Here is a 23,474-nt window from a genome sequence, read left to right on the forward strand (position 1 = left end):
GGAAAATGTTCGTCGACCTGAATGCCGACGTGGGCGAAAGCTTTGGAGCGTGGACGCTCGGGCAAGACGAGGCGCTTTTCCCCTTCCTGTCTTCTGCCAACGTGGCCTGCGGCGTTCATGCCGGGGATCCCGTCACTATGCACGCCACCCTCAAGCTAGCCCGGCAGTTCAACGTGGGGGTCGGGGCTCACCCCGGCTTCCCCGACCGAGTCGGGTTCGGGCGGCGCATTCTGGAGACGAGCCCCGAGGAGGTCTACGCAGACGTGCTGTATCAGGTGTCCGCCCTGGCGGGCATGGCGGCCTCACTGGGCGTGCCCCTCCGGCACGTGAAGGCGCACGGCGCCCTCTCCACCCGCGCCTGGACCCATGCCCCAACCGCCCAAGCCATTGCTCAGGCCGTGCACGACGTGCATCCCACTCTTCCCCTCTTGGTGCTGCCCACCACCTTGCTGGAGACCGAAGCGCGGAAGTTGAGCGTCCCCGTCGTGCTGGAACTCTTCCCGGAGCGGGCGTACCTGCATGACGGGCGCCTGGCCCCGCGGAGCCTGCCGGGTTCCAGCATCCACGACCCGCACGAGGCGGCCTCCCGCGCCGTCACGATGGTGAAGGAAGGGCGGATTCAGACCCTGGACGGCGGCTTCTTCACGTTCAAGGCAGACACCTTATGCATTCACGGCGACAACCCCAACGCCGTAGAGATCGCCCGCACCATCCGCGCTGCCCTGGAGGCAGAAGGGATCGAAATTCGGGCCTTTGCCGTTCCCCCCTGTTCCCCCCTGAGGTATCTGCATGACCCTGACCTATCCTGAACTCCGCGAACCGGTCCGTGATCTCTGCGCCCGCTTCGACACCCAGTACTGGCTGGACGCTGAACGCGCCGGCTATCCCGAAGCGTTCGTCGACGCCCTGACCCAGGCTGGCTGGCTCGCGGCCCTGATTCCCGAGGAGTACGGCGGCGCAGGCCTGGGCCTGACCGAAGCCAGCGTCATCCTTGAGGAAATCAACCGCTCCGGTGCGAATTCCGGTGCCTGCCACGCCCAGATGTACATCATGGGCACCCTGCTGCGCCACGGATCACAGGAGCAGAAAGCGCATTACCTGCCCCGCATCGCCAGCGGAGAACTGCGCCTCCAGTCCTTCGGGGTGACCGAACCCACCACTGGTTCCGATACCACCCGGCTCAAGACCACCGCAGTGCGCCGGGATGACACCTACGTGATCAACGGGCAGAAGGTCTGGACCTCCCGCCTTCAGCATTCCGACCTGTTGCTGCTGCTGGCCCGGACCACGCCCCTGGCGGACGTCCGCAAGAAAACAGAAGGCCTGTCCACCTTCCTGGTCGACCTCAGTACCATCGACCGCAGCCGCATGACTGTGCGCCCCATCCAGAACATGGTGGGGCACGAGACCAACGAAGTGTTCTTTGATGACCTGGAAATCCCAGCCAGCAGTCTGGTCGGGCAGGAAGGGCAGGGATTCCGGTACGTGCTTGACGGCATGAACGCCGAGCGGATCCTGATTGCGGCAGAGTGCGTGGGGGACGGCTACTGGTTTACCGAGCGGTCCAGCCGCTACGCCAGCGAGCGAGTGGTGTTCGACCGACCCATCGGGCAGAACCAGGGAGTCCAATTTCCGATTGCCCGCGCTTACGTGAATGTGCGTGCAGCTGACCTGATGCGGTATGAGGCTGCTGCCCTGTTCGATGCGGGGCAACCCTGCGGCGCCGAAGCCAACATGGCCAAGCTGCTGGCTGCAGACGCGTCCTGGGAGGCCGCCAACGCCTGTCTCCAGACGCACGGGGGCTTTGGCTTCGCCGCTGAGTACGATGTGGAACGCAAGTTTCGCGAAACGCGGCTCTATCAAGTCGCGCCGATCAGCACCAACCTGATCTTGTCGTTTGTCGGCGAGAAGGTGCTAGGTATGCCGAGGTCGTACTAGATGCTGCCCCTGGAAGGTCTGCGGGTGGTCGCGCTGGAGCAGGCGGTCGCCGGGCCGTTCTGCTCGCGCCAGCTGGCGGATCTGGGGGCAGATGTCATCAAGGTGGAGCGCCCGGGCGAGGGAGACCTGGCGCGAGGTTATGACGGTGCACTTGGTGGAGTCTCGGCGTACTTTGCCTGGCTCAACCGGGGCAAGCGCAGCGTGGTACTGGATCTGAAGAGTCCGGATGGAGCGGCGACCCTGGAGAAATTGCTGGCCAGCGCAGACGTGTTTGTGCACAATCTTCTGCCTGGGGCGGTCGAGCGTCTGGGCTTCGGATGGGATACGGTCCGCGAGCGCTTCCCGCGCCTGATCTGGGTGTCCATCTCTGGCTACGGCCTGTCCGGTCCATACGCACACAAAAAAGCCTACGACATGCTGATTCAGGCCGAGGCGGGGGTGATCGCCCTGACCGGCAGCGTGGAGGAGGCCGCCAAGGTTGGCATCTCGGTGGCGGATATCGCCAGCGGGCTGTACGCCCACTCCAGCATTCTCGCAGCCCTGCTGGTTCGTGGACGCACCGGGCGGGGGGAGCGCATCGAGATCTCCATGTTTGAGACCCTGACCGAATGGATGATGCCGCCCATGTACAGCCTGATCGGGCAGGGGCGTGCGCCAGGCCGCGCGGGATTGCGGCACAACATGATCGTGCCGTACGGCGCTTACCGCTGTGCAGACGGTCAGGTCATGTTCGCCGTCCAGAACGAGCGTGAATGGGTGAGCTTCTGCGCCGACGTCCTGGAGCGCCCTGATCTGACCCACGATGAACGGTTCGCGACCAATGCCCAGCGACTCGCGCACCGCGCCCCTCTGGAAGACACCATCGAAGCGGCCTTCGCGGGCCTGACCCGGGATGGGGTGAGTGCTCGTCTGGAACAGGCTGGGATTGCCAGCGCCCGGGTCAATAGCGTGCAGGAGGTGGTGAACCACCCGCAGTTGCAGGAGCGTCAGCGCTGGACGCAGGTGCAGACACCTGCGGGCACCATCCCGGCCCTGATTCCACCTCACAACCTTGGAAGTGAGCCCCCACGCATGGGCCGTGTCCCTGCTCTAGGAGAGCACACCGCCGAGGTTCTGGCCGAACTGGAGCGTGCGCCATGATTCCCGCACGACTGGAACGCAGCCAGCTGTACGTCCCTGCCCACCGCTGGCACATGATTGAGAAGGCCGTGACGAGCCCAGCAGACGCGGTCGTGCTGGACCTTGAAGATGCTGTGCCACTGGAGGAAAAGATCACCGCCCGGGCGAACGTCATCCGTGCCCTGACCGAGCTGGAGTTTGGAGGGAGGCTGCGGGTGGTGCGCATGAACGGCCTGGATACCCCCTTCGCCTACCGCGACCTGATCGAGGTGATGGAGGCTGCCGGTGAGAGACTGGATCTCCTCATGCTGCCCAAGGCAAACGCTGCCCGGGACGTGCAGTTCGTCGAAACCTTGCTGACGCAGGTGGAAGCTGCTCAGGGCTCCCCGCAGGCCACCGGCGTTGAAGTTCAGATTGAAACGGCTGCTGGTGTCCTGAACGTCCGCGAGATTGCCGCGGCCTCTCCCCGTCTCGAAGCCCTGATCTTCGGGCCGGGCGACTTCGCGGCGAGTGCTCAAATGCCCATCGAACACATCGGAGAACGCGGCGCTTACGACGCTGATTATCCCGGTGACCGCTGGCACCACGCCATGCAGTCGATCGTCCTGGCCGCCCACGCCCACGGGCTGCGCTGCCTGGACGGCCCTTACGCTCCGCTGGACAACCCGGACGGCCTGGCCCGCATGACCCGTATTGCGCGCGGGCTGGGGTTCGACGGCAAGCAGTGCATCCATCCCAGGCAACTGGACGTGGTGAACGCTGCCTTTTCTCAGCGGCCAGAGGAGGTGGCGCACGCTCAGGCGGTGGTCGCGGCACTGCGCGAAGCCGAGGAAACAGGCCGCGGCGCCGTCAGCCTGGAAGGCCGAATGGTAGACGCCGCAAACATCCGCATGGCGCAGGTGACCCTGCACCGTTACGCTCAGGAAAGGAGAATCCTGTGACCACCCCCGGCAGCAGCAGCAGCGGTCGCTGCTTCGAGGACTTCGAGCCCGGCCAGGTCATTGAGCATCCCCTCGGCCGGACGGTGACCCAGAACGACAATATCTGGTTCACCCTCCTGACCAACAACACCAACCCCATCCACTTCGACGCACATTACGCCGCGCACACAGAGTTCGGGCGGCCCCTGGTCAACAGCGCGTTCACCATCGCCCTCGTCACGGGTCTGTCGGTCTCAGACATGTCACAAAATGCCGTGAACCTCGGCTGGGACGAAGTGCGCCTCCCGCACCCGCTGTTTGAGGGAGACACAGTGTATGCCCGCAGCGAGGTGCTGTCGTTGCGTGAGTCCCGCTCACGGCCCCACCAGGGGGTGCTGACGTTCAAGACCTCCGGGTACAACCAGCACGGCACGGTCGTCTTGGAGTTCAAACGCACTGTTCTGGTGTACCGGCGCGGTCAGGTGCCCAGCGTGACCTCGAGGCCCAGCATGAAGGAGGCCCCATGACCCTGCCCGAGTACCCGCTGTACATTGGCGGCCAGTTCGTTCCCGCTCAGTCCGGCGCATTGGTCGACACCGTCAATCCCTACACCGGGAAGGCCTGGGCACGCGTCCCGGAGGCTGGGGCGGAAGATGTGGATACCGCCGTGCGCGCGGCCCGCACCGCACTGGACGACGGTCCCTGGAGCCGCCTGACCGGGCGGCAACGGTCAAAATTGATCCACGGGCTCGCCCAGATTCTGGAACGTGACGCCGACCTGCTGGGAGAGATCGAGACGCGGGATAACGGCAAGCTGCTGCGGGAAATGCAGGGTCAGTGCCGGATGCTGCCCGAGTGGTACGAATACTACGCGGGAGCGGCCGACAAACTGCATGGTGAGACGATCCCCAGCGACAAACCGAACTATTTCATCTACACCCGCCGCGAGCCCGTCGGCGTGGTGGCCGCGATCGTGCCTTGGAACTCCCCACTGCTGCTGCTCACCTGGAAGTTGGCTCCGCTGCTCGCGGCAGGCTGCACAGTGGTGGTCAAACCTGCGGACCAGACGCCGGTGTCGGCGCTGGAATTCGCCCGGCGGGTGGAGGAGGCCGGGTTTCCACCGGGCGTGTTCAACGTGGTGACCGGCGGCGCGGCTGTGGGCGCGGCTCTGGTGGCGCACCCAGGCGTGGACAAGGTGGCCTTCACTGGCAGCACCGAGGTGGGCATCAAGGTCGGGCAGGCTGCAATGGGGCACCTGGCCAAGGTCAGTCTTGAATTGGGGGGGAAGAGCCCCAACATTGTCTTTGAGGACGCCGACCTGGATGCTGCAGCCAACGGCGTGATCGCGGGGATCTTTGCGGCGGGCGGTCAGACCTGCATCGCCGGATCTCGGTTGCTGGTCCATGACTCCATCCACGATGAGTTGGTGTCGCGTGTGGTGAAACGGGCGCAAACCATCAAGCTGGGGGATCCGCTTGATCCGGCGACCGAGATGGGCCCCGTGGCCTTCCGGGCGCATCTGGACAACATTCTGCGCCGCTGTGAGGCTGGAGAGCAGGAAGGCGCGACGTTGGTGACGGGTGGACGGCGTGCCTCGGGCGGTGACCTGGACGCCGGGTTCTTCGTGGAGCCAACGATTTTCACTGATGTTGACAGCCGCATGAGTCTGGCCGCTGAGGAGATCTTCGGTCCAGTGCTGTCCGTGCTGACCTTCAGAGATGAGGCCGAAGCGGTGCAACTGGCGAATGACTCCCGCTACGGACTGGCCGCAGGTGTCTGGACCCGAGATGTTCAACGTGCCCACCGTGCGGCACACGCTATCAAGGCTGGCACCGTCTGGGTCAACGCCTACCGCGCCGTGAGTTACAACGCACCGTTCGGAGGGTTCAAGCACAGTGGCATCGGCCGGGAGAATTCTCTGGAAGCGGTACACGAATACCTCGACACGAAGACCGTCTGGGTGGAGCTGAGCGGCAGCACCCGCGATCCGTTCACGATCGGCTGACCCGTGCGGCGTCTCGAAGGCTTCTACGTCGTGTTCAGTGCTGAACTGAACCGCAGTGACAATGGCCGTCTGCACGCCCTCCACCAGGCGCTGCGGGACGACCTGATCCTGGGTGTGACGGACCTGTACCCGGGGTACGTCAACCTGTACGTGGAATTTGATGCAGTCCAGACAGACCGGACCACGGTCTGCGGGTGGGTGAGGACCCACCTGCCAGCCGCTCTGGATGCCCAGCACGAGCCACGCCCCCCAGTGATGCTTCCTGTCAGGTACGACGGTGAGGATCTTACGGACGTCGCCGCCCGAACGGGGATGAGCGAGCGTGAGGTGGTTCGCCTGCACACCGAGCCGGACTACCATGTGTACGCAGTGGGGTTCACGCCGGGCTTTCCTTTTCTGGGGGAGGTGCCGGAAGCCCTGCGCCTTCCCAGGCGGGACACGCCACGCCTCAAGGTGCCGTTCAACGCGGTCGCAGTCGCCAATGCGCAGAGCTGCGTGTATGTGCTGCCTTCACCGGGGGGCTGGCACTTGTTGGGCACGGCCCTCACCACGATCTACGACCCGGGCCGGGACGCGCCCTTTCTTCTCTCACCTGGGGATACGGTTCGCTTCGTTGAAGCCCAGGGGGAGACGCCTGCTCCTCTCGGGATTCGCCCTCTGTGGCCCGACGTTCCTGCCCGTCCCGCCTTGCGGGTTGAGAAACCTGGACTGTTTGACCTGCTGGTCGACGAAGGCCGCTTTCTCCAGGCCCATCACGGCATGGCACGCAGCGGTCCATTGGATGAGCGCGCCTCGGCCCTGGCCAACCAGATCGTTGGCAACCCGCCAGGTACCCCACTGCTCGAACTGACGCTCCTGGGACCCACACTGACCGCCTTACAGGAGGTTGTGCTGGCTGCCGTGGGTTACGGCATGACCGGGCAGGTCGCGGGCCGAGCTGTCCCCGCCTCTTCCCCTTTCCTGTTGCGGGCAGGCGAAACGCTGCGGTTCACACCGACGGGGGAAGGCGCCCGCTCTTATCTGGCGGTGGCGGGCGGCCTGGAAACGCGGCCGTTCCTGGGAAGCAGCAGTGTCGACCGCACCGGCCGGGTCGGCCGCCCCCTGATGGCCGGTGACGTGCTCGGCCTGGGCCGGGCAGCAGTCCTCGCAACGGCGGCGTCCAAACTGCTGCCCGGAATTCCCGCTGACCTGACCTTGAGGCTCCTGCCAGGCCCTCAAGCGACTTACGAGGCGCTGGTGGCGCTGGGCAGCGCGCCCTTCCGCGTCCGGGAGGGGGACCGAATGGGCATCCGGCTGGAGGGGCCAGAGGTGCCGGGGGGCAGGTCATCAGTGAAGCCACGCCGCACGGCGCGGTGCAGGTCACCCCTGCTGGGCAGCCCATCTTGCTGCTCAATGACCGGGGCCGCATCGGTGGGTACCAGAAGCCTGCCGTCATCCACCCAGAAGACCTCCCCCTGGCTGGCCAGTTGCGGCCCAATCAACTTGTCCATTTTCGGCCCTACGTGTCTGGCCAGCCTGAGAGTTGGCCGCGCCGCTGGTTCATGCCTGCATGAGGTTTAAGGAGATCCATATGACGAACACTGTTTCTAACCGCTTTGACAACCGCGTGGTTCTGGTGACGGGCGCTGCTGGCGGGATCGGCCGCGCTGTGGCAGAGCGTTTTGCCCGTGAAGGCGCCCAGGTGGCGGTGAATGACCTGAGTGAAGACGCGGTGCGGACAGTGGTGGACAGCATCACGGCGGCGGGTGGCCGTGCCCTGGCCGTGCCTGCTGATGTCTCGGACGCGCTGCAGGTGGACGCCATGTTCACGCTGGTCGAAGCGGAACTCGGTTACGTGGACGTGCTGTACAACAATGCCGGCCTGATCGACACCACCCGGCATTTTCTGGAGGGTGACGAGGGCTGGTGGGACCGGATTATCGGGGTGAACCTGAAAAGCGTTTTCCTGTGTTCGCACCGGGCCGCCCGGATCATGGCGCGGCGCCGCAGGGGCGTCATCATCAGCACCTCGTCTGGCGGCGCGACCCGTGCCCACCGTGGGAATGTTGCCTACGACGCCACGAAGGGTGGGATTGAAGCCATGACCCGTGCCATGGCCCTGGACTTGGCGCCTTACGGCATCCGGGTCAACGGAGTGGTACCGGGATTCATCAATACCTACGGCCTGACAGAAGAGCAACTCCGGGTGCGTGAAAAAACCGTGCCGCTGGGGCGGTACGGCGTGGCAGAGGACATGACGGGGGCCGCGCTGTTTCTGGCGTCGGATGACGCAGCGTATGTGACCGGTCAGTTCATTTCGGTGGACGGGGGGGTCCTGGTGCAGCAGCGCTCGGCAAACGTCGATACCTTTCCTGTGGAGGGCTTTCCGGTGGTCGAGGCTGACCTCACATGACGACCGGCATGAGCTGGGACGTGGCGGTGATCGGGGCAGGCATCATTGGGGCGGCCTGCGCGTGGCGTCTGGCCGAGCAGGGTCTGAGGGTGGTGGTGCTGGAGCAGGGCAGTCCGGCGGGCGGGTCGACGGGCAAAAGCGCTGCGGGCGTCCGCGCCCAGTTCACGTCGGAAACCAACATCCTCCTGTCGAAGTACAGCATTGAGGAGTACGCCAGCATGCCAGAGGCGGGGTACCACCCAGGCGGCTACCTGCTGCTGGTGCCTGAGGCGCAGTGGCCCAGCTATCAACTGGGGGTGGATCTTCAGCACAGATTGGGCGTGCCGACCGAGAGCCTGACACCCACAGAAGCTCAGCTGCATGCCGAATTCCTGCCGGATGGGTTAGGGGGATGCACGTATTGCGGCACAGATGGCCATGTAGACGCTCACGGTCTGACGATGGCGTACGTGAACCGCGCCCGGGAGCTTGGCACACGCTTTTTGTTAGACACCACGGTGACCGGCATTCAGCGGTCCGGCGACATCTGGCGGCTGACCACGTCAGCGGGAATGGTGGAAGCTCCGCTGCTGGTCAATTCGAGTGGAGCCTGGTCGGGGGAGGTGGGCGCGTTGGCAGGTCTGGACATTCCGGTTCGGCCAGCCCGGCGAATGGTGTTCACGACGGGGCCAATCAAGTTACCACGACCCCTGCCCATGATCTTTGACCTGGAGAGCGGTGTGTGGCTGCGTTCTGAGGGAGAGCGGATCATCCTGGGGCGGGCGGATCCAGCAGACGTGGGCTGGCGGGAGGGCATGGAGTGGGACTGGCTGGAGCCCACACTGGAAGCAGCCATGACGCGCTTCCCGTGGCTGGAGATGGCTTCGCTGGACCGGCGTGCCAGCTGGTGGGGCTATTACGAGGTGACCCCTGATCATCAGGCCATCGTGGGCCAGATGCCGGGCGTGGAGGGCTGGCTGAACGCCTGTGGATTCTCAGGGCACGGGGTCATGCATGCGGCTGCCATCGCCCGTGTCGTCGCACAGGAGGCTGTGGGCGAGACACCGTTCATTGACCTCTCACCGCTGCGCTACGAGCGATTCGAACGGACGCCGCAGGGCCTGACCGATATTCAGGTCTGAAAGCGGTTGGTCGCCTCAACCGGGCTGAACCAGGCTGAGCCGCCGTGGCCGACCTGATTCGTGATGACCATCATTCGACACGCCATTTGGCTTTGGCCCGCTTTGAGTGATCGAGATGTTCAAAAATAACTGTACCAGCGCGGCCCGACAGGTCAGTCACGACACCTCGTGCCAGGGATGTATTCCGTTCGGCGCATTCTCGGCTACAGATCTGCGCCACTGACTCTGGAGGGTCATGGACGCGCACGGCTTCAGGCCCGACCTGAAGTGAACCGATTTTCCCCACATAGAGTTCAGCTCCGGTTCACGCGCAGGTACCCCATAACCCAGCGCAAAACGCAGACCGCCGAGTTCAGGAGGGACACTGCTGGGTTCACACACCACTGACCGAAAACGAGGTCTTCTACAGCCGCTGACATAGCCCCTTCGGCCCTAAACGACTCAGCACTATACGGGTTCAAACGCCAGACTCAGGTGGCTGAGCCAGATGTGTGCAAAACCAACTTAAGCCCATTTAAACCTGCTTTGTTAAAGACAGTTCCCGTCATCCCCTCAACTCAGCCTTAAAGTCTCTACCATCTTTTCAAGACTCGGCCTCGTCAGACTGGGCCTCGCGTGCAACAACTCTGACAGGCCAGACCTGTCATTGCACTCTTCCCAGGAGGCAACATGTTACGTACACTCAAAGCAAAACACCTCATTCCGCTCTTGGTTCCTGCCGTGCTTGCCTCTTGTGCTCCGGGCATGATGGCCACCGGCCCAGTCATGAACGCCACCAGCATTGACGGCCTCTTCCTGCAGGCGGCTACCGGCAGCAACCTGTTCGAAATTCAGTCTTCACAAGTTATCCTGACCAAATCCGACAGCGCGGCAGTTAAGGCCTATGCGCAGATGCTTATTGACCATCACACCGCCGCACAGAATCAGGTGGCTACCGCAGCAGCGCCGCGAGCGGTACCGTTACCTCCCGCATTGCCCCCCGAGCTCCAGCTGAAAGTTAATACACTGGCCAGTCTCAGTGCTCCGGCCCTTGATCAAGTGTACCTGCAGGAACAGGTGCTGGCCCATCAAGTGACGCTGAGCCTGCTGCAAAACGAACAGACCGCTGGCAAAGATCCAGGCGTCGTCGCCCTGGCTGTGGATCAGGTGCCCGTGATCACTCAGCATCTGCAGGAAGCTCAAGCCTTGTTGACCAGCACCGCTCCTCCTGCGCCAGCTACCCCTGCCCCAGCAGCGCCCTGAAGTCACTGGATTGATACACGCGCTGATTGCGTTGCTTTGGAGCAGTTCTCCGAATTACGGCCTCCCCGCAACAGCACTGCTGACGCCTCCATTCTCCGTTCTCCTTGCCAAATTCACTCGCTCCGCTCGGTCAGAACAGTAGAGAACAACACGCCGTTTTTCTGACGAATGCTTGAGTTGGCGTTATATCCGGTTAGGAGCAGGGGTGGCCTGAGATTCAAGCCACCCCTGCTGCGACCATTTGACACGCCTGGAAGGTTTGCGTCTGCCTGAGACAACTGCTCCATCCCCTGTCGTCTTGCTGCGCACTGTGCAACTCGCCTGCTGGTGACCAATCTCAGGCAGCTGATCTAACGCTCAGATCAAGGCTCCATCACTCCGCACCTACATTCATGTGAACGGCCACTGAGACATCGTTTTCACCTGAGAGGCGGGGCAGGCCAGTGGAGGTCCGACATCCCGATGCCACTGGTGCAGGTCATGGCCTGAGTGATACGAGCCACGAATGGATGGATTTGACACAGGCGGTAGGCCACACCACGGGAGGTCTGGATCTCCTGCTTGTGCTGCTCAAGAAGCTGAGACTGTGAGCTGAGTTCGGCAAGATGTTGGGCAGGCGTCAGACTGTTTGGCATGTCTGCCCCCACCTTCCGATTCGACAACACCTATGCGCGGGATCTTCAGGGCTTCTACGCCCCCTGGAAGCCGGCTGCCGTTCCTTCACCGAGCTTGCTGTTCTTCAATCAGGAACTGGCACTTGAGCTGGGGCTGGATTCCAAGGTGCTGGACGGGCCTGAAGGTGCCGCCATCTTTGCTGGCAACCTGGTTCCCGAGGGGGCCGAACCGCTCGCCCAGGCCTACGCCGGCCACCAATTCGGCGCGTTCTCGCCTCAACTGGGCGACGGACGCGCCCTGCTGTTGGGTGAGGTCATTGACCAGCGCGGATGCCGCCGCGACATCATGCTCAAGGGTTCAGGCCGCACACCGTTCTCGAGGGGAGGCGACGGCAAGGCGGCCATTGGCCCGATGTTGCGTGAGGTGCTGATCTCCGAAGCCATGCATGCGCTCGGCATCCCGACCACACGTGCACTTGCTGTGGCAGGGACGGGCGAGCCGGTCTACCGCCAGCAGCCTCTGCCCGGTGCCGTTCTTACCCGCGTGGCGGCCAGCCATCTGCGCGTGGGCACCTTCGAATTTTTCAGCGCTCGCGGCGAAACGCAGCGGGTTCGGCAGCTCGCCGACTACACCATTGCCCGGCATGACCCGGACCTGCTCGGTACAGGCGACCAGTATCTTGCCCTGCTCCAGCGTGTGGCGCAGCGGCAGGCGGCCCTCATTGCTCAATGGATGAACGTCGGATTCATTCACGGCGTGATGAACACCGACAACGTGACGATTTCCGGCGAAACGATCGACTACGGACCGTGTGCCTTCATGGAGGCGTACGAGCCAGACGCGGTGTTCAGCTCCATTGATCACGGTGGACGCTACGCCTACAGCAACCAGCCGCTGATTGCCCGCTGGAGCCTGGCACGTCTGGCTGAAACCCTACTGCCGCTCATCGCCGAGGAGGACAGCAAGAGCGCCGTATCGAAAGCCGTCGGCCAGGCAACCGAAGTAATCGATGCCTTCCCCAAGTGGCATGCCGCTGCGCTCCTGAAAGGCCAGAGAGAGAAACTGGGTCTGCAAGGTGGCGACGATGGGCTGGACGGGGCGCTAGTCGCTGACTGGTTGACCCTGCTGCACGAACACAAGGTGGACTTTACTCTCGGGTGGCGCCGGCTTGCAGATGCGGCGGGTGGCAACGAAACACCGCTTCGCTCCCTGTTTCCCCACCCACAGGCAGCCGACGCCTGGCTCACCCGCTGGCGATCACGCGGCGAGAGCGAGGGCGGGCAGGCCCCGGAATGGAGCGAACGGGCCGAGCGCATGCGCCGTGTCAACCCGGCAGTCATCCCACGCAACCACCGGGTTGAGGAAGCATTGTCAGCAGCTTCCGAAAAAGAAGATCTCGCACCTTTCCACCGCCTGCTGACGGCCCTCCAACACCCTTACGACGAGTCGCAGGATCGGGCCGAATACACTGAACCAGCCAGCGCAGAGGCGACCGCCTGTTACCGCACGTTCTGCGGCACCTGACGTGCACGTCTCCGAACTCATGATTCGTCGCCTGACCGAAGGGTGAAGGGCCATCCGTCTGGGACTGACTTTCCTGAGCTTTTCCAGTCTGACTGACAGAGTGTTGAGACGAATCTTGAGGCAACACACCCATATAGAGACGGGTTGAGTACGGGAGTTGCTTACACGGACACCCGCATCAGGTCACGGCCCACTGTGATTTGCCCCGCGTAGATCTCAGCCATGCCTGCGGTATACCTGGCTTCGGCCTCAGCTGTGCGTTTTGGCGCTGGAATATGGTGTGTCAGGACTAGGTGCCGTACCCCGGCGTCGTGCGCGACCTGGGCCGCCTCCAGGGTCGTGGTGTGATACTTCGCCGGATTGGTGACCTGAATAGCAAGCTCGGGGTTCTGGTCACGAATGTCTGCCAGCCAGGCCGCATTGTAGGCGTCGTGAATCAGCACGTCGGCACCGCTTGCCTGAACGACAGTGTTCGGAACAGGCCGCGTGTCCCCTGAAATGACCAGAACCCTGCCCTGCCACTCGATTCGGTAGCCGACAGCCGGTTCGACGGGTCGGTGATCTACCTCGAACGCGGTGACGCGCAGACCATCCTCATCAAGCATGATCCCGGTGTTGCGCTCGGTGATGTGGAGTTCTGCTCCAGCCAGGTCAGACTTGTTGTACGAAATTCTCAGCCCAATATCGTACTCCAGCGCGTGGTGAAAGCGCCCGATCACCTCCTGGGTTCGTGTTGGGCCGAAGACGCGCATCGGCTGGGCGCGGCCCGCCACGACGCCCACATGGGTACGCCAAGAACTGATGAACAGATCTGGAAAGCCTGCATTATGGTCATAGTGGTGGTGGGTGAAAAATACGTCGCGCACCCGTTGCGGCATGAGGCCAGCGTCAATGAGCTGACGAACAGTATCCGCGCCGCAGTCGAACAACAGGATGCGGCCAGCGACCACGACCGCGACGGCAGGTTTGGCCGCACCTGGGTAAGCGCGGGGCGTGCCTGTTCCGAGGAGAATGGCGGTGAACTCGTGTGGGTCAATCGAATAGAGCGGCGTGTCCTCAATCCACGGGGTTGTCATGTCGAACTCAGTCTGGTGGTTGAGAGGTGCGCACCCACCTGGGCTGTGTAGCCCGGGACACTCCAAAAGTCATCGGATCGGCCACGCCACCGGCAGTGGCAAGAGCCTGATGGTGCTGCTGGACCGCGCCCTGACCACTGCACCCACCACCGGTACGCCCGGCACTGCCCCCTCCGGAACGATGGCCAAAGTCCGCCTCGCTGCCACTGCTCCCACTGCCACTCAGGGCTTTACCCCCTCGGCCTGCCCAAGGACGCACCCCTGGCCCAACGGCCACGGTTTCCCGATGGGCAGGCTCAGCGTACCCAGGCGAATGAGCCTCACTCGCCCCTGCTATGGATGGCATGGCAAGCGGCCTGACCAGACCAACATGCCAAAAGGTGCCCCCGCCAGCCAGCCGAAGCTGAGGCGGGGGCGCTGAACTGGAGGAGACCGGTCTACAGAGAAATCTTCGGTCCACACGGCAGGCAACACGTCCAGACCTAGCCAGCGGCTCTTTCGGGAATGCCCAAATCGACCGTCAACCCACGGATCAGCGCCAGGCCCGCCCCTACCCTGAAAGCTGCGTTCAGGGTGGGGATTTCATGCAGCCCGGCTGGAGCGCGGGGTATCAAACGGGTGCGCCCCCGGTCATGGTGGGAACCGGATCGGGTTCAGGAACAGACAGACAAGGGCAGACCCGCATCTCAGACCGACGAACAGTTGAATGCTGCTGTAAAAAAGCCCTGCATTCTGGATGGGACCAGAACGGGTCTCTGAGAATTTGTCAGAATCACCTGAACTTCATGGCGCTACTCTGCCCCTCTATTTCTAGCCCGTCAGAACGGCCAAATCGTCAATAACTTTCTCCAGCGTACCTTCAAAGGCGGCCCTGGTCACCGCCTTGGCGACCTGCCCGGCATCGGCACGCCCCGCAGCCAGGGCGGAACGCAGCCGGGCATACTGGGCTGTGTCCAACCGGGTTTTCAGCACCAGTTGCAGCGTCCGCAACGTCTGATCGGCCTGCGCCTCCAGACCCAACGCCTGAAACGCCGCCTCGCGCTCGCGCTCCTCATGCTCCAGATCCACCACCGCCCGCTGCTGGCGCTTTACCTGCGCCTCTTGCGCCGCCTTCCCCTGCTCCGGCGGGGCAAAGCCCAGCGGATCGGCGTACTTGCCCTCCTCGTCCTTGATGACGTCTACCAGCAGGGCTGACGGATTGCGGGCCTGATAACCTGACGCCAGAAGGGACTGGAATTTGCTCAGCCGGGACTGGACTCGCGCTTCCCCCAGGGTCTCGACCAACTTGCGGGCCACTGGCCGCGCCACCCGCAAAGCCACCAGGGCCACAACCAGGGCAGAGTCGCTCTCCCCCACCGGCTGCACCCCAAAGCGGTAGGTCAGTGCCTGCTTGCGTCCCCGGCCCTCATAGACCACCTCCTGCAGGTAGCCGTGCTCCCGCAACTCCTCGTGGGCCCCTTCCAGGGTACGGCGAATCTTGTCTGTTCGCAGATCCACGATCTTGCATTCGGCGGCCCAGTCCAACAGGTTGACCTGATACGACGCCACCACCCGGCTCAGATCCTGTGGATCATGGCGCTTGGCATCCAGCAGCCGGTAGAGCGCCCGGGTCAGGGGCCGTTCCAGCGAGGTCAAAAAAGCGTAGTCGAGCGGCTTGACGTACTTGGCCCGGATCGACTGGCCGATCTGACGTGCCAGAGTGATAGCCAGCACCGCGCCCTCGGTCACAGTGTCGCGCTCCCCCGAGGTCACCTCATACGCCAGCACGTAGCTGAAAGTGCCGCTGGTCCAGCGTTGCTGCTCATGGTCGCGCCAGGCATGACTGAGGGTGTAGGTGGCCTGCTTGAGCCGCCGCAGGGACTTCGTCAAGACCCGGTGGTAGTGGCCGTTGTTGTGCAGTCCAGCCCGCAGCAGCAGCTGACTGGCAGTGGTGGTGACCGTTCCACTCTCTGGCGCCCCCTGTTCCATAAACAGGTCGATCAGTGCGTTGGCAATGTCACCATCCAGGCCATGCGGCACGCCGCCGCACTCGGCAGGGCTGAAGCAGGAGAGATGACCCATCCGGCCGTCAACCTCAAATTCGAAGGCCCAGCGGGTAAAATCCGCCGGAATGCGTTCCTGAATGGAGATGAGACCCAGCCGCGCCACGTTCGCCTCTGTGAAGCGCTGCATGGCCTGTCCTCGCTGAGCTTTGCTTTTGCGTTCACGCGTCACATCGTCTCCGGTGGGGCCAGTCTACTGCGTGCCGGGCCACGCCTTGAATGTTGATGTTTTTTTAGATTGAAGTAAAGAAGTAAAGAATGATGATTTCAACATCAAGCAGAAGAGGTCTCAACTGTGCCAGACAGCTTTTTCCCCCTCTTTCCCCCCAAGTATGTCGTACAGCCCCAGTAAAATCCCCCAAGAGTGTCGTGCTTTTCAGGGGTTTCCCCCCCAAGTATGTCGTGCCGGATCTGGACCAAATCCCCCAAGTATGTCGTGCTGTTTCTCCCCTCTTTCCCCAAGTATGTCGTACGGGAGTCCAGCTTAGAATCAATGTCGAGGAAAATGTGAAATCCTTGCTCAGGCACGCTAAAAGTCTGTGGGCTCCAGTTGTAATCCCCCAAGTATGTCGTTCCGCTCAGAAAATCAATCCCCCAAGAGTGTCGTGCGGGCGGGGATGAAGTTGGTGCCGCCTTTCCTCGGCCTTTGCCACGTGTTGGCAGCGGCCTTTCTGCAACGAAGATAAGAGGCGGCATGGTTGATCTTTAGAGCAGTTCTCCGAATTACGGCCTCGCCGCAACAGCACCGCCGACGCCCCATTCTCCGTTCTGCTCGCCAAATTCACTCGCTCCGCTCGGTCAGAACAATGGAGAACAACACGCCGTTTTTCTGACAAATGCTCTAGGTTAACTGCGACCTACTTAACGATGTGATTTGTGCTTCGCTGTCTTACGTCCAAAACACCTTTACTGCGCCCAGACCTCTTTCAGCCGCACCCGAACCAGCAGGTCGCTCAGGGCGTGTTGGGTGTCCGTGGGCACCTCATCCCGCAGAACACTCTTGTCGCGGGCCTGAACGAGCGCTTCGGTCAGCCGCCGATATTCGGCCTCATAGAACGTGACTTCTCCGGTCAGGGTGGTCTGCTCTGCCTCGGTAGTCTTGCGCCCAATCAGGTCGTCGAGGTAAGGCAGCCGCGCCTCCTGATTGAGCACCTGCAGATTGGCCTCGATCTCTCCCGTCCGCATCAGGTGAAGTCCGGTCAGCAGCGTGCGGAAGGTATACAGCAGCGGCTTGATCCGCTGGGGACTCTCTTTGGAAAACAGTCGCCACTGGTTGGCACTGAATCCCAGGTAGTGATGCGCGTGATACCGGGTCACGCAGCCCCAGGCCAGCTCACGCAATTCCGCGTGTTCAGAGGTCGTGTGCACCACCAGCGGGGAATGGAGTTGCTCCAGCACATACCCGTTTCGCCGCAGCATCAAAGCGAAGAACTTGGCTGCGTCATGAGTCACCAGGTCGAGTTCCAGTCCGTCCTCCAGGCGCTCAAAGCTGATGGTGTCCTGCGTGGTCTGCAACCCCAAGACTTCCCGGGCGGGCAGCACATGGACGCCGCGCAGATCCCAGTCGCTGTCGGGGCTGGGAAAGCCGTAGAGATGCGCTCCGCTGATGGTGGCGAACAACAGTGGATAGGCATGCACTTGCACTGCTTCCGGAAGTTGAGGGGGCCAACTCATACACTCACGTCCAACATGGTGCGTCTGGCCCGCAGCAGAAAGGCGTTGACGCGGCCATAGTCCGGACGCTCGGGCAGCGTGGTGCGGGTCAGTGCCCGGTCAAAACGGGCGTGCAAGTCCAGACGCCAGGCATTGACCTCGGCCCACGGCATCTCCCCGCGCTTGACGGCCAGCAGGCTCTCCCGGTGTTCCCCCACATGCACGCTGACTTCCCCACGCTCCACCACGGCAATGCCCGAGAGCAGCAGGCGGATCAGGTGCATGGCATGTTTCCAGCGGATTTCCCCGTGATTACGCAGGTCGGCGTCAAGCTTTTTGAACTGCGAGAGCACGTAGCCGTTGTAGGTCTGGTAGACCAGCGTGGACAGGAATGCGCCGCGCATCGAGAGCAGCTCCTCGGCAATCGGGGAGGCGGTCTCGATCAGGGGCGTGTAGAGACATTCGAGGACATTGGGATTGGCTTTGAGCGCCAGGGTCAGGAACTTCTGGAGTTCCCAGTAGGTTTCTTGAGTCGCTTCGTTCTCCAGTTGCTCCGGCAGGCCCCACAAGCTCCAGTGCCGGTCGGCGGGCGCGAGATAAAAGCCCCGCCGATCGGTGTCGCTGTCTCCCGTTTCCAGCCCAAAGGCACGGGATCCGACAATGCAGCGGTACTGCACCCATTGCGTCCAGTCAGGCGCTTCAGGTAGATCGGGCGTCTGATGCTGCTTGCGAACCTCCAGATCCCGGCGGAGGAAGGTCTGCTCGCGGCCATCGGGGAACTGGATGCGGTAGGCATGCTGCAAATCTGCGGGCAACTGCAACACCACACCCACGCTGCCCGTAGGCCGGGTGATCTCGCCACTGGGCGTATGCACGGCGGTTCGGGTGACCACCTGAGTGCCGAGGGGCAACAGGTGCAGATCATTGGGGTTCATCTCAACTCCGCCCAAAGGAGGCTTCCCCACCGGATGTGCGCCACCGCGCTCTGCTGTATTCCAGCTCCGGCGTCTTCTTGTGCAAACAGGTCTTCGGCCCCACCCTCAGGCCTGTCAACGGCAAGCAGAGAGCGGTGAGGCTCATTGGAGAGCAGCACGTCATTCCTCAGCACCGACACAGAAGACGACCTGCACCACCACCTCATTCGTTTCCACCGTCTGCGGCTGGCGCTCCCCGACCCCATGTTCCTGAAGGCATGGTCATATGGACACTCATTCTAACTTGAGCGGTCAATGAGGAGCGAGCAGGGACATTTTGCGTGCCAGAGGCGAGCAGCATAGACCCCATGTCTGTGCCTCCTCCGCTGGCCTCCCTCCATACTCCTGCCGAGTTGGAGGAGACGCTGACATTTCTTGGCCTCTATCACCGCGAAACAGGTATGCCCGGGCGGGCGGCGCGGCAGCAACAGATCAGGCGTCATGGCGACCTTTCCCTCACCACGTCCGAACTGACCCACGGCGCACGAATGGCGTGGCGCAACAGCACACGCTGCGTCGGACGGCTTCCCTGGGCCACCCTGGAGGTGCGTGACCTGCGCCATCTGACGCAGGCACCGCAGGTCTTTGAAGCCCTCTGCCACCACCTGCGCGAGGCACTGAACGGCGGGCGCATCCGCCCCTTGATGAGTGTGTTCGGGCCGGGAGTTCGCATTCACAACGATCAGCTGATTCGCTACGCCGGTTACCGTCAGCCCAGCGGGGAAATCATCGGTGATCCGCAAAACATCGCCTTGACCGAGTATGTGCAGCAGTTGGGTTGGAGGGGTGGGGCTGGACAGGCCTTCGACGTCCTGCCCTTAGTCATCGAGGCTGAAGGGAAGGTCACTCTTTTCGAGCTTCCCGCAGAGGCCATCCACGAAGTTTCGATCACGCATCCCAGTTGCCCTGCGCTTGATGCCTTGGGACTGCGCTGGCACGCCTTACCTGTCATCAGCAACATGACCCTGGAGATTGGAGGGCAACGCTTCGAATGTGCGCCCTTCAACGGCTGGTATCTTCAGACCGAAATTGCAGCGCGGAACCTTGCGGATGAAGCCCGCTACAACATGCTGCCAGCCGTCGCGAAGGCTCTGGGTCTGGACACCTCCCGCCGCCGCACCCTGTGGCTTGACCGCGCCCTGCTGGAACTGAACGTGGCCGTACTGCACTCTTTCGACGAAGCGGGCATCCGTCTGGCCGATCACCATAGCGTTACCCGTCAGTTCCAGCATTTCGAGGAACTGGAGACCCGAGCCGGTCGCCCTGTCAAGGGGAAGTGGTCTTGGCTGGTTCCGCCGCTCTCCCCAGCCACCACACCAGTGTGGCACCGCAGTTATGACGACGCGGAAATCAAACCTAATTTCACCGTGCAGCGTCCTGCCTGGGCAGCCACTCAAGCGGCCTGTCCCTTCCACGCCAGCAAGTAGCCCAGGCCTCAAATGAGGTCAAGCCGGTAGGACCAACTTCGGAAACGGATTTTCCGTGCACGGTACCACCGGCCTCGTCAGAGCAGAGACACGATGTTGAAATTTTTGTGCGTTGCCAGGAAAAGCCAATTCATGCCCCAGATCAGTTGCTCATCGCCGGAGCCTGCCGGATGAAGTTGCCTGCCTCAGCAGCGTCCAGCATGAAGGCCGCAACACTCGCGCGGGTCACACGCGGCCCGGTTTGGCCTACAGCTCCACTCCTGACCGGCGCAACCGGGCCGTCCTGGAGCATCGGCGCACGGACAATCGTCCACTCCAGGTCCGAGGCACGGATCAGGTCGGCGTGGGCCACCGAATCGCGCAGAACATCGGGCTGGAGCACCTTCAACAGCGTGCGGAAGAGCTGGTCTACGGTTCTGGGCTGGTCGCCGGGATGTGGTACGCCCGCGCCCGTCAGCGTGATCAGTCGCTGCACGCCTGCCCCGGGCATCAATTCCAGCAGTTGCGTGGCCGCATCGGTCATCACTGTTTTGGAGCCGCCCCTGACTGGGCCGAGCGCACTGACAACCACATCAGCTCCTGCCAGCACCTGCGACGTCGCCGCACTGTCCATGATCTCGCCCTGAACAACACTCAGGGCAGGAGAGTCTGCGCTGACCTTCTCCGGGCTGCGGGCCAGCAGTTGTACGCGGTGACCCCTTTGTAAAGCCAGGTCCAGAATCAGCCGTCCGGTCCGTCCGGTGCCGCCCAGCAGGGCCATCTTCATTGCGCTGCCGCCCCTGTGGCGTTCCCTGGCTGAAAGGCAGGCTGGTGAAGGGAAAACCACTGTGCAACCCCGGTCATCGGCACGGGAAGGGCGGCGTGCAGCACGGCGGAATCGGTTGCCATCGCGTCCGGCGCACCTTCCCAGGTCAGGCGGTAGGCGCGGGTGGCGGCCTCGCCCATTTCTGGCCCGAAGACCTGCGCCATCTGGCCGCCGAAAGCTTCGGGCGTGATGGCCTGATAATGGATGATGCGCCCGAGAACTCCCGACATCTGCGCGGCCAACTCCGGCCCAGTCAGGGCTTGCGGGCCGCCCACGTTCAGGTGTCCGGTCAGGTCGGTGCGCTCCAGCGCTTCGGCGGTCAGCAGCCCCAGGTCTTCGGCGGCCAACCAGGAAATGCGGTGGGTACTGGGAACCGGGTAGGCCAGAGTATCGCTGGTCACGACAGCAGGCCGCGCCCATGGCCCCAGCAGATTTTGCAGGTAGGCGGTGGGCCGCAGGATCAGGTGGTTCAATCCGCTTTCGCGCAGCAGTTCTTCCAGCGGCAGGCGGTAGTCCATCATCGGCACTCCCGCCGGCGCGTCGGGGGTCTGGCCGCTGGTATTCAGCACCACGCGGCCCACTCCGGCGGCCCGTGCAGCCTCCACTGCAAGGCGTGTGGCAGCCACCGCGTCACCCCCCAGAGGCGGCGTCAACGAAAGCCGGGTCACTCCCTCAAAAGCCCGCTGTACATCGCCTTCCTTCTGGATGTCACCTGTCAACACCTCGGCTCCCTGGGCCGCCAGAGCTGCCGCCCGTTCTGGACGGCGCACCATCACCCGCACCGCCGCGCCCCGGTTCAGAAGTTCTTGTGCCACCGGGCCGCCTCGCTCGCCTGTCGCGCCGTACACCAATGTCAGTTCGCTCATGCAGGCAGCCTAAACAAGGAGAGATCGTTCGGGAAGCAGGCGCAGAAATCCCCCTCGGTATCTTTTTGGAAACCAGGCCAGCAAAAAAGGCTACTTCCTTTTGGGAAGCGGTAGGCTAAGGCCATGCGATACGGACAGGCGATGACCAAGCGGCCCGAATGCGGCGTAGAGCGCACACTGCATGTGATCGGCGGCAAATGGACGACCCTGATCCTGCGCGAACTGCTGGCGGACACGTGCCGTTACAGCGAACTCAAACGCTCGTTGGGCCGCGTCTCCCCCAAAACCCTCACCGAACGCCTGCGTCATCTGGAAGCCGAGGGACTGCTGACCCGCACCGTGTACGCCGAGGTGCCTCCCCGCGTGGAGTACACCCTGACAACGCGGGGTGAGGGCCTGGGCGAGATCATCGCGGCCATGGCCCGCTGGGGCAGCCTTCCGGCACAGGAAGGGGCGCAGCCATCCTTCGGCCTGGGGAGTAATCAGGCCGCGACTTGACCCCTACGCTGATCCCTGAACAAACACAACACGCTACCGCCCCTGCAACTGGAAAGCTGAGGACTCTTCAGGGCCACAGAACGCGACCTGAAAGGCCAGTTTGCCAGTTCACAGCTCTCAGGTTTGATTTGAACCATCACACCTTGTACCCGGCAGGTTGAGCGTCTGAATGTCTGGCAAAAACCAGTTCCTCTCAGAGCGGTAGAGGAAGCCCTGGCCGTCCTCACCACACCTCCTGCCGCATCAACACCCCTGCATCCTCTCAAAAGACAGCCCTCTCTCTGAGGCTACGGGGTCAGGTCTTGGCGCGGTCTGCGGCGAGCATCCCGTAGATCAGGGTGTCCGTCCATTCTCCCTTACTCCAGCAGTCCTGGCGCAGGTGTGCCTCACGCTGCATGCCCAGGCGTTCGCAGAGGCGGGCGGAGGCCACATTCCGGGCGTCCATCTGCGCCGTGATCCGGTGTACTCCGTAGACCTCAAACGCCGCGTCCAATACTGGCCGAACAGCTTCCGTCGCCATCCCCCGTCCCGAATAGTCGGGATGCATGACCCACCCAACTTCCGCCACCTCGCCGCGCTGGTCGGTCAGCCACAATCCCAGATCTCCGATCACCCGCCCAGCCTGTTCCCAGACCAAGGCCAGGGCGCGGGTCTCGGAATCCAGCCCGGTCCGGGCCACCCGCTTGCCCAGCTGTTCCCTGGCATAGTCCGGCGTCCACGGTTCCTCCAGAAGATACCGCGCTACATCGGCGCGGCTGTAGTAGGCCAACAGGTCTTCCGCGTCCTCCGGGCGGGGCAGGCGGAGGGTCAGGCGAGCGGTCTGCAACGGAAGAGGCAACGGTTGTGCTGACATCCCAGGAGTGTAGATCGGTTCCTTCTCCGGCCTGAACAGGAATTGGTCACTTTTCTTGATGACGCCGTTGCTCGAGTTGCTGTTTACGCTTTTCCATACGTCGGAGGATGGCGATTGATTCATCTTGGTAGGGCTCAGAGCTCAGTACCCGACACTTTCTGAATTGAGCGTCTGGCTGGATTTCAAAAGCCCAATGAGTTGCAGGGCTTCCGCCTCCCCACGCTCGTGGATGCAGACGAACGTCCGCACGAGGGTCCGGAGGCCCAGCGTCACCACACTCCAGGCTCGCCGACCGTGCGCCTTCACAGTGCAGGTTTGGAGAACCCCCACCAGCACGCACCAGACGTACGCCAGGGTCAATAGGCAGAGTAGGCGCTCCACGTGATCGTGGAGCGTCATGTGGG

Annotated in this window: 21 protein-coding genes and 1 pseudogene; 14 read left to right on the plus strand and 8 right to left on the minus strand. The window is 62.9% G+C overall.

Translation table 11 applies throughout. From position 1 onward, the window contains the following. Positions 1–5: 5 nt before the first annotated feature. From F561_RS25800 to F561_RS0117045, 11 genes are all read left to right on the plus strand, one after another. Positions 6–809 carry a LamB/YcsF family protein gene (locus tag F561_RS25800; RefSeq protein WP_019011167.1) on the plus strand — a complete coding sequence of 268 codons (804 nt, stop codon included), beginning with the start codon at positions 6–8 and terminating at the stop codon, positions 807–809. Beyond that, complete coding sequence (locus tag F561_RS0116990; RefSeq protein ID WP_019011168.1) at positions 790–1,938, plus strand: acyl-CoA dehydrogenase family protein; 1,149 nt, start codon at positions 790–792, stop codon at positions 1,936–1,938. Before F561_RS25800 ends, F561_RS0116990 begins: the two co-directional genes overlap by 20 nt. After that, complete coding sequence (locus F561_RS0116995; protein ID WP_019011169.1) at positions 1,939–3,078, plus strand: CaiB/BaiF CoA transferase family protein; 1,140 nt, start codon at positions 1,939–1,941, stop codon at positions 3,076–3,078. After that, on the plus strand, positions 3,075–3,998 hold the full coding sequence (locus F561_RS0117000; protein ID WP_019011170.1) for an HpcH/HpaI aldolase/citrate lyase family protein: 924 nt from the start codon (positions 3,075–3,077) through the stop codon (positions 3,996–3,998). Before F561_RS0116995 ends, F561_RS0117000 begins: the two co-directional genes overlap by 4 nt. After that, positions 3,995–4,504, plus strand: coding sequence for a MaoC family dehydratase (locus F561_RS0117005; RefSeq protein WP_019011171.1), 510 nt, complete (start codon positions 3,995–3,997; stop codon positions 4,502–4,504). Before F561_RS0117000 ends, F561_RS0117005 begins: the two co-directional genes overlap by 4 nt. Next, entirely contained in the window at positions 4,501–5,982 is a 1,482-nt protein-coding gene (locus F561_RS0117010; RefSeq protein WP_019011172.1) for an aldehyde dehydrogenase, read from the plus strand. The genes F561_RS0117005 and F561_RS0117010 overlap by 4 nt, the downstream gene beginning before the upstream one ends. 3 nt (positions 5,983–5,985) lie before the next feature. Then, entirely contained in the window at positions 5,986–7,542 is a 1,557-nt protein-coding gene (locus F561_RS25805) for a 5-oxoprolinase subunit B/C family protein (protein ID WP_245556560.1), read from the plus strand. 10 nt (positions 7,543–7,552) lie between these two features. Further along, the gene (locus F561_RS0117020; RefSeq protein ID WP_019011173.1) at positions 7,553–8,374 is read left to right on the plus strand and encodes an SDR family NAD(P)-dependent oxidoreductase; all 822 of its coding nucleotides are present in this window, start codon (positions 7,553–7,555) and stop codon (positions 8,372–8,374) included. Further along, positions 8,371–9,495, plus strand: a complete 1,125-nt coding sequence (locus F561_RS0117025; protein ID WP_019011174.1) for an NAD(P)/FAD-dependent oxidoreductase — start codon at positions 8,371–8,373, stop codon at positions 9,493–9,495. Before F561_RS0117020 ends, F561_RS0117025 begins: the two co-directional genes overlap by 4 nt. Positions 9,496–10,164: 669 nt before the next feature. Next, positions 10,165–10,737: a DUF4142 domain-containing protein gene (locus F561_RS0117035; protein WP_157451954.1), complete on the plus strand. Its 573-nt coding sequence runs from the start codon at positions 10,165–10,167 to the stop codon at positions 10,735–10,737. 633 nt (positions 10,738–11,370) lie between these two features. Next, on the plus strand, positions 11,371–12,876 hold the full coding sequence (locus F561_RS0117045; RefSeq protein WP_019011177.1) for a protein adenylyltransferase SelO: 1,506 nt from the start codon (positions 11,371–11,373) through the stop codon (positions 12,874–12,876). A gap of 161 nt (positions 12,877–13,037) precedes the next feature. Here the strand turns inward: F561_RS0117045 and F561_RS0117050 are convergent, their stop codons facing one another. From F561_RS0117050 to F561_RS0117070, 4 genes are all read right to left on the minus strand, one after another. Next, entirely contained in the window at positions 13,038–13,952 is a 915-nt protein-coding gene (locus tag F561_RS0117050; protein WP_019011178.1) for an MBL fold metallo-hydrolase, read from the minus strand. A gap of 810 nt (positions 13,953–14,762) precedes the next feature. Further along, the gene (locus F561_RS0117055) at positions 14,763–16,166 is read right to left on the minus strand and encodes a replication initiator protein A (RefSeq protein ID WP_019011179.1); all 1,404 of its coding nucleotides are present in this window, start codon (positions 16,164–16,166) and stop codon (positions 14,763–14,765) included. 734 nt (positions 16,167–16,900) lie between these two features. Then, positions 16,901–17,668, minus strand: a complete 768-nt coding sequence (locus F561_RS0117065; protein WP_019011181.1) for a nucleotidyltransferase domain-containing protein — start codon at positions 17,666–17,668, stop codon at positions 16,901–16,903. Beyond that, positions 17,665–18,582, minus strand: coding sequence for a nucleotidyltransferase domain-containing protein (locus F561_RS0117070; protein WP_019011182.1), 918 nt, complete (start codon positions 18,580–18,582; stop codon positions 17,665–17,667). Before F561_RS0117070 ends, F561_RS0117065 begins: the two co-directional genes overlap by 4 nt. A gap of 35 nt (positions 18,583–18,617) precedes the next feature. On the opposite strand from F561_RS0117070, the gene F561_RS30540 reads away from it, so the two are divergent. Next, positions 18,618–18,869: a DUF6915 family protein gene (locus tag F561_RS30540; protein ID WP_425386926.1), complete on the plus strand. Its 252-nt coding sequence runs from the start codon at positions 18,618–18,620 to the stop codon at positions 18,867–18,869. Positions 18,870–18,929: 60 nt separating this feature from the next. After that, entirely contained in the window at positions 18,930–20,048 is a 1,119-nt protein-coding gene (locus F561_RS0117080; protein WP_019011184.1) for a nitric oxide synthase oxygenase, read from the plus strand. 142 nt (positions 20,049–20,190) lie between these two features. Here the strand turns inward: F561_RS0117080 and F561_RS0117085 are convergent, their stop codons facing one another. Both F561_RS0117085 and F561_RS25815 read right to left on the minus strand, forming a co-directional pair. Beyond that, positions 20,191–20,814, minus strand: coding sequence for an NAD(P)-dependent oxidoreductase (locus F561_RS0117085; RefSeq protein WP_019011185.1), 624 nt, complete (start codon positions 20,812–20,814; stop codon positions 20,191–20,193). After that, the gene (locus F561_RS25815) at positions 20,811–21,719 is read right to left on the minus strand and encodes an NmrA family NAD(P)-binding protein (RefSeq protein WP_019011186.1); all 909 of its coding nucleotides are present in this window, start codon (positions 21,717–21,719) and stop codon (positions 20,811–20,813) included. The genes F561_RS0117085 and F561_RS25815 overlap by 4 nt, the downstream gene beginning before the upstream one ends. 123 nt (positions 21,720–21,842) lie before the next feature. On the opposite strand from F561_RS25815, the gene F561_RS25820 reads away from it, so the two are divergent. Continuing rightward, positions 21,843–22,217 carry a winged helix-turn-helix transcriptional regulator gene (locus tag F561_RS25820; RefSeq protein ID WP_051096979.1) on the plus strand — a complete coding sequence of 125 codons (375 nt, stop codon included), beginning with the start codon at positions 21,843–21,845 and terminating at the stop codon, positions 22,215–22,217. A gap of 295 nt (positions 22,218–22,512) precedes the next feature. On the opposite strand, the gene F561_RS0117100 is transcribed toward F561_RS25820, so the two are convergent. Further along, positions 22,513–23,070 carry a GNAT family N-acetyltransferase gene (locus F561_RS0117100; RefSeq protein ID WP_026299010.1) on the minus strand — a complete coding sequence of 186 codons (558 nt, stop codon included), beginning with the start codon at positions 23,068–23,070 and terminating at the stop codon, positions 22,513–22,515. Between the two features lie 141 nt (positions 23,071–23,211). After that, positions 23,212–23,474 (minus strand): annotated as a pseudogene (locus F561_RS0117105) (IS4 family transposase); the annotation flags it as partial.

It is taken from the genome of Deinococcus aquatilis DSM 23025 (assembly GCF_000378445.1).
GTDB lineage: Bacteria > Deinococcota > Deinococci > Deinococcales > Deinococcaceae > Deinococcus > Deinococcus aquatilis.

Coding starts and splice junctions, on each gene's coding strand:
- F561_RS0117045 (WP_019011177.1), top strand. CDS start 11,371: ATGTCTGCCCCCACCTTCCGATTCGACAACACCTATGCGCGGGATCTT.
- F561_RS0116995 (WP_019011169.1), top strand. CDS start 1,939: ATGCTGCCCCTGGAAGGTCTGCGGGTGGTCGCGCTGGAGCAGGCGGTC.
- F561_RS0117020 (WP_019011173.1), top strand. CDS start 7,553: ATGACGAACACTGTTTCTAACCGCTTTGACAACCGCGTGGTTCTGGTG.
- F561_RS0117025 (WP_019011174.1), top strand. CDS start 8,371: ATGACGACCGGCATGAGCTGGGACGTGGCGGTGATCGGGGCAGGCATC.
- F561_RS0117065 (WP_019011181.1), bottom strand. CDS start 17,668: ATGAGTTGGCCCCCTCAACTTCCGGAAGCAGTGCAAGTGCATGCCTAT.
- F561_RS25800 (WP_019011167.1), top strand. CDS start 6: ATGTTCGTCGACCTGAATGCCGACGTGGGCGAAAGCTTTGGAGCGTGG.
- F561_RS0117010 (WP_019011172.1), top strand. CDS start 4,501: ATGACCCTGCCCGAGTACCCGCTGTACATTGGCGGCCAGTTCGTTCCC.
- F561_RS0116990 (WP_019011168.1), top strand. CDS start 790: ATGACCCTGACCTATCCTGAACTCCGCGAACCGGTCCGTGATCTCTGC.
- F561_RS0117050 (WP_019011178.1), bottom strand. CDS start 13,952: ATGACAACCCCGTGGATTGAGGACACGCCGCTCTATTCGATTGACCCA.
- F561_RS0117085 (WP_019011185.1), bottom strand. CDS start 20,814: ATGAAGATGGCCCTGCTGGGCGGCACCGGACGGACCGGACGGCTGATT.
- F561_RS0117080 (WP_019011184.1), top strand. CDS start 18,930: ATGTCTGTGCCTCCTCCGCTGGCCTCCCTCCATACTCCTGCCGAGTTG.
- F561_RS0117000 (WP_019011170.1), top strand. CDS start 3,075: ATGATTCCCGCACGACTGGAACGCAGCCAGCTGTACGTCCCTGCCCAC.
- F561_RS25815 (WP_019011186.1), bottom strand. CDS start 21,719: ATGAGCGAACTGACATTGGTGTACGGCGCGACAGGCGAGCGAGGCGGC.
- F561_RS0117035 (WP_157451954.1), top strand. CDS start 10,165: ATGTTACGTACACTCAAAGCAAAACACCTCATTCCGCTCTTGGTTCCT.
- F561_RS0117070 (WP_019011182.1), bottom strand. CDS start 18,582: ATGAACCCCAATGATCTGCACCTGTTGCCCCTCGGCACTCAGGTGGTC.
- F561_RS25820 (WP_051096979.1), top strand. CDS start 21,843: ATGCGATACGGACAGGCGATGACCAAGCGGCCCGAATGCGGCGTAGAG.
- F561_RS0117100 (WP_026299010.1), bottom strand. CDS start 23,070: ATGTCAGCACAACCGTTGCCTCTTCCGTTGCAGACCGCTCGCCTGACC.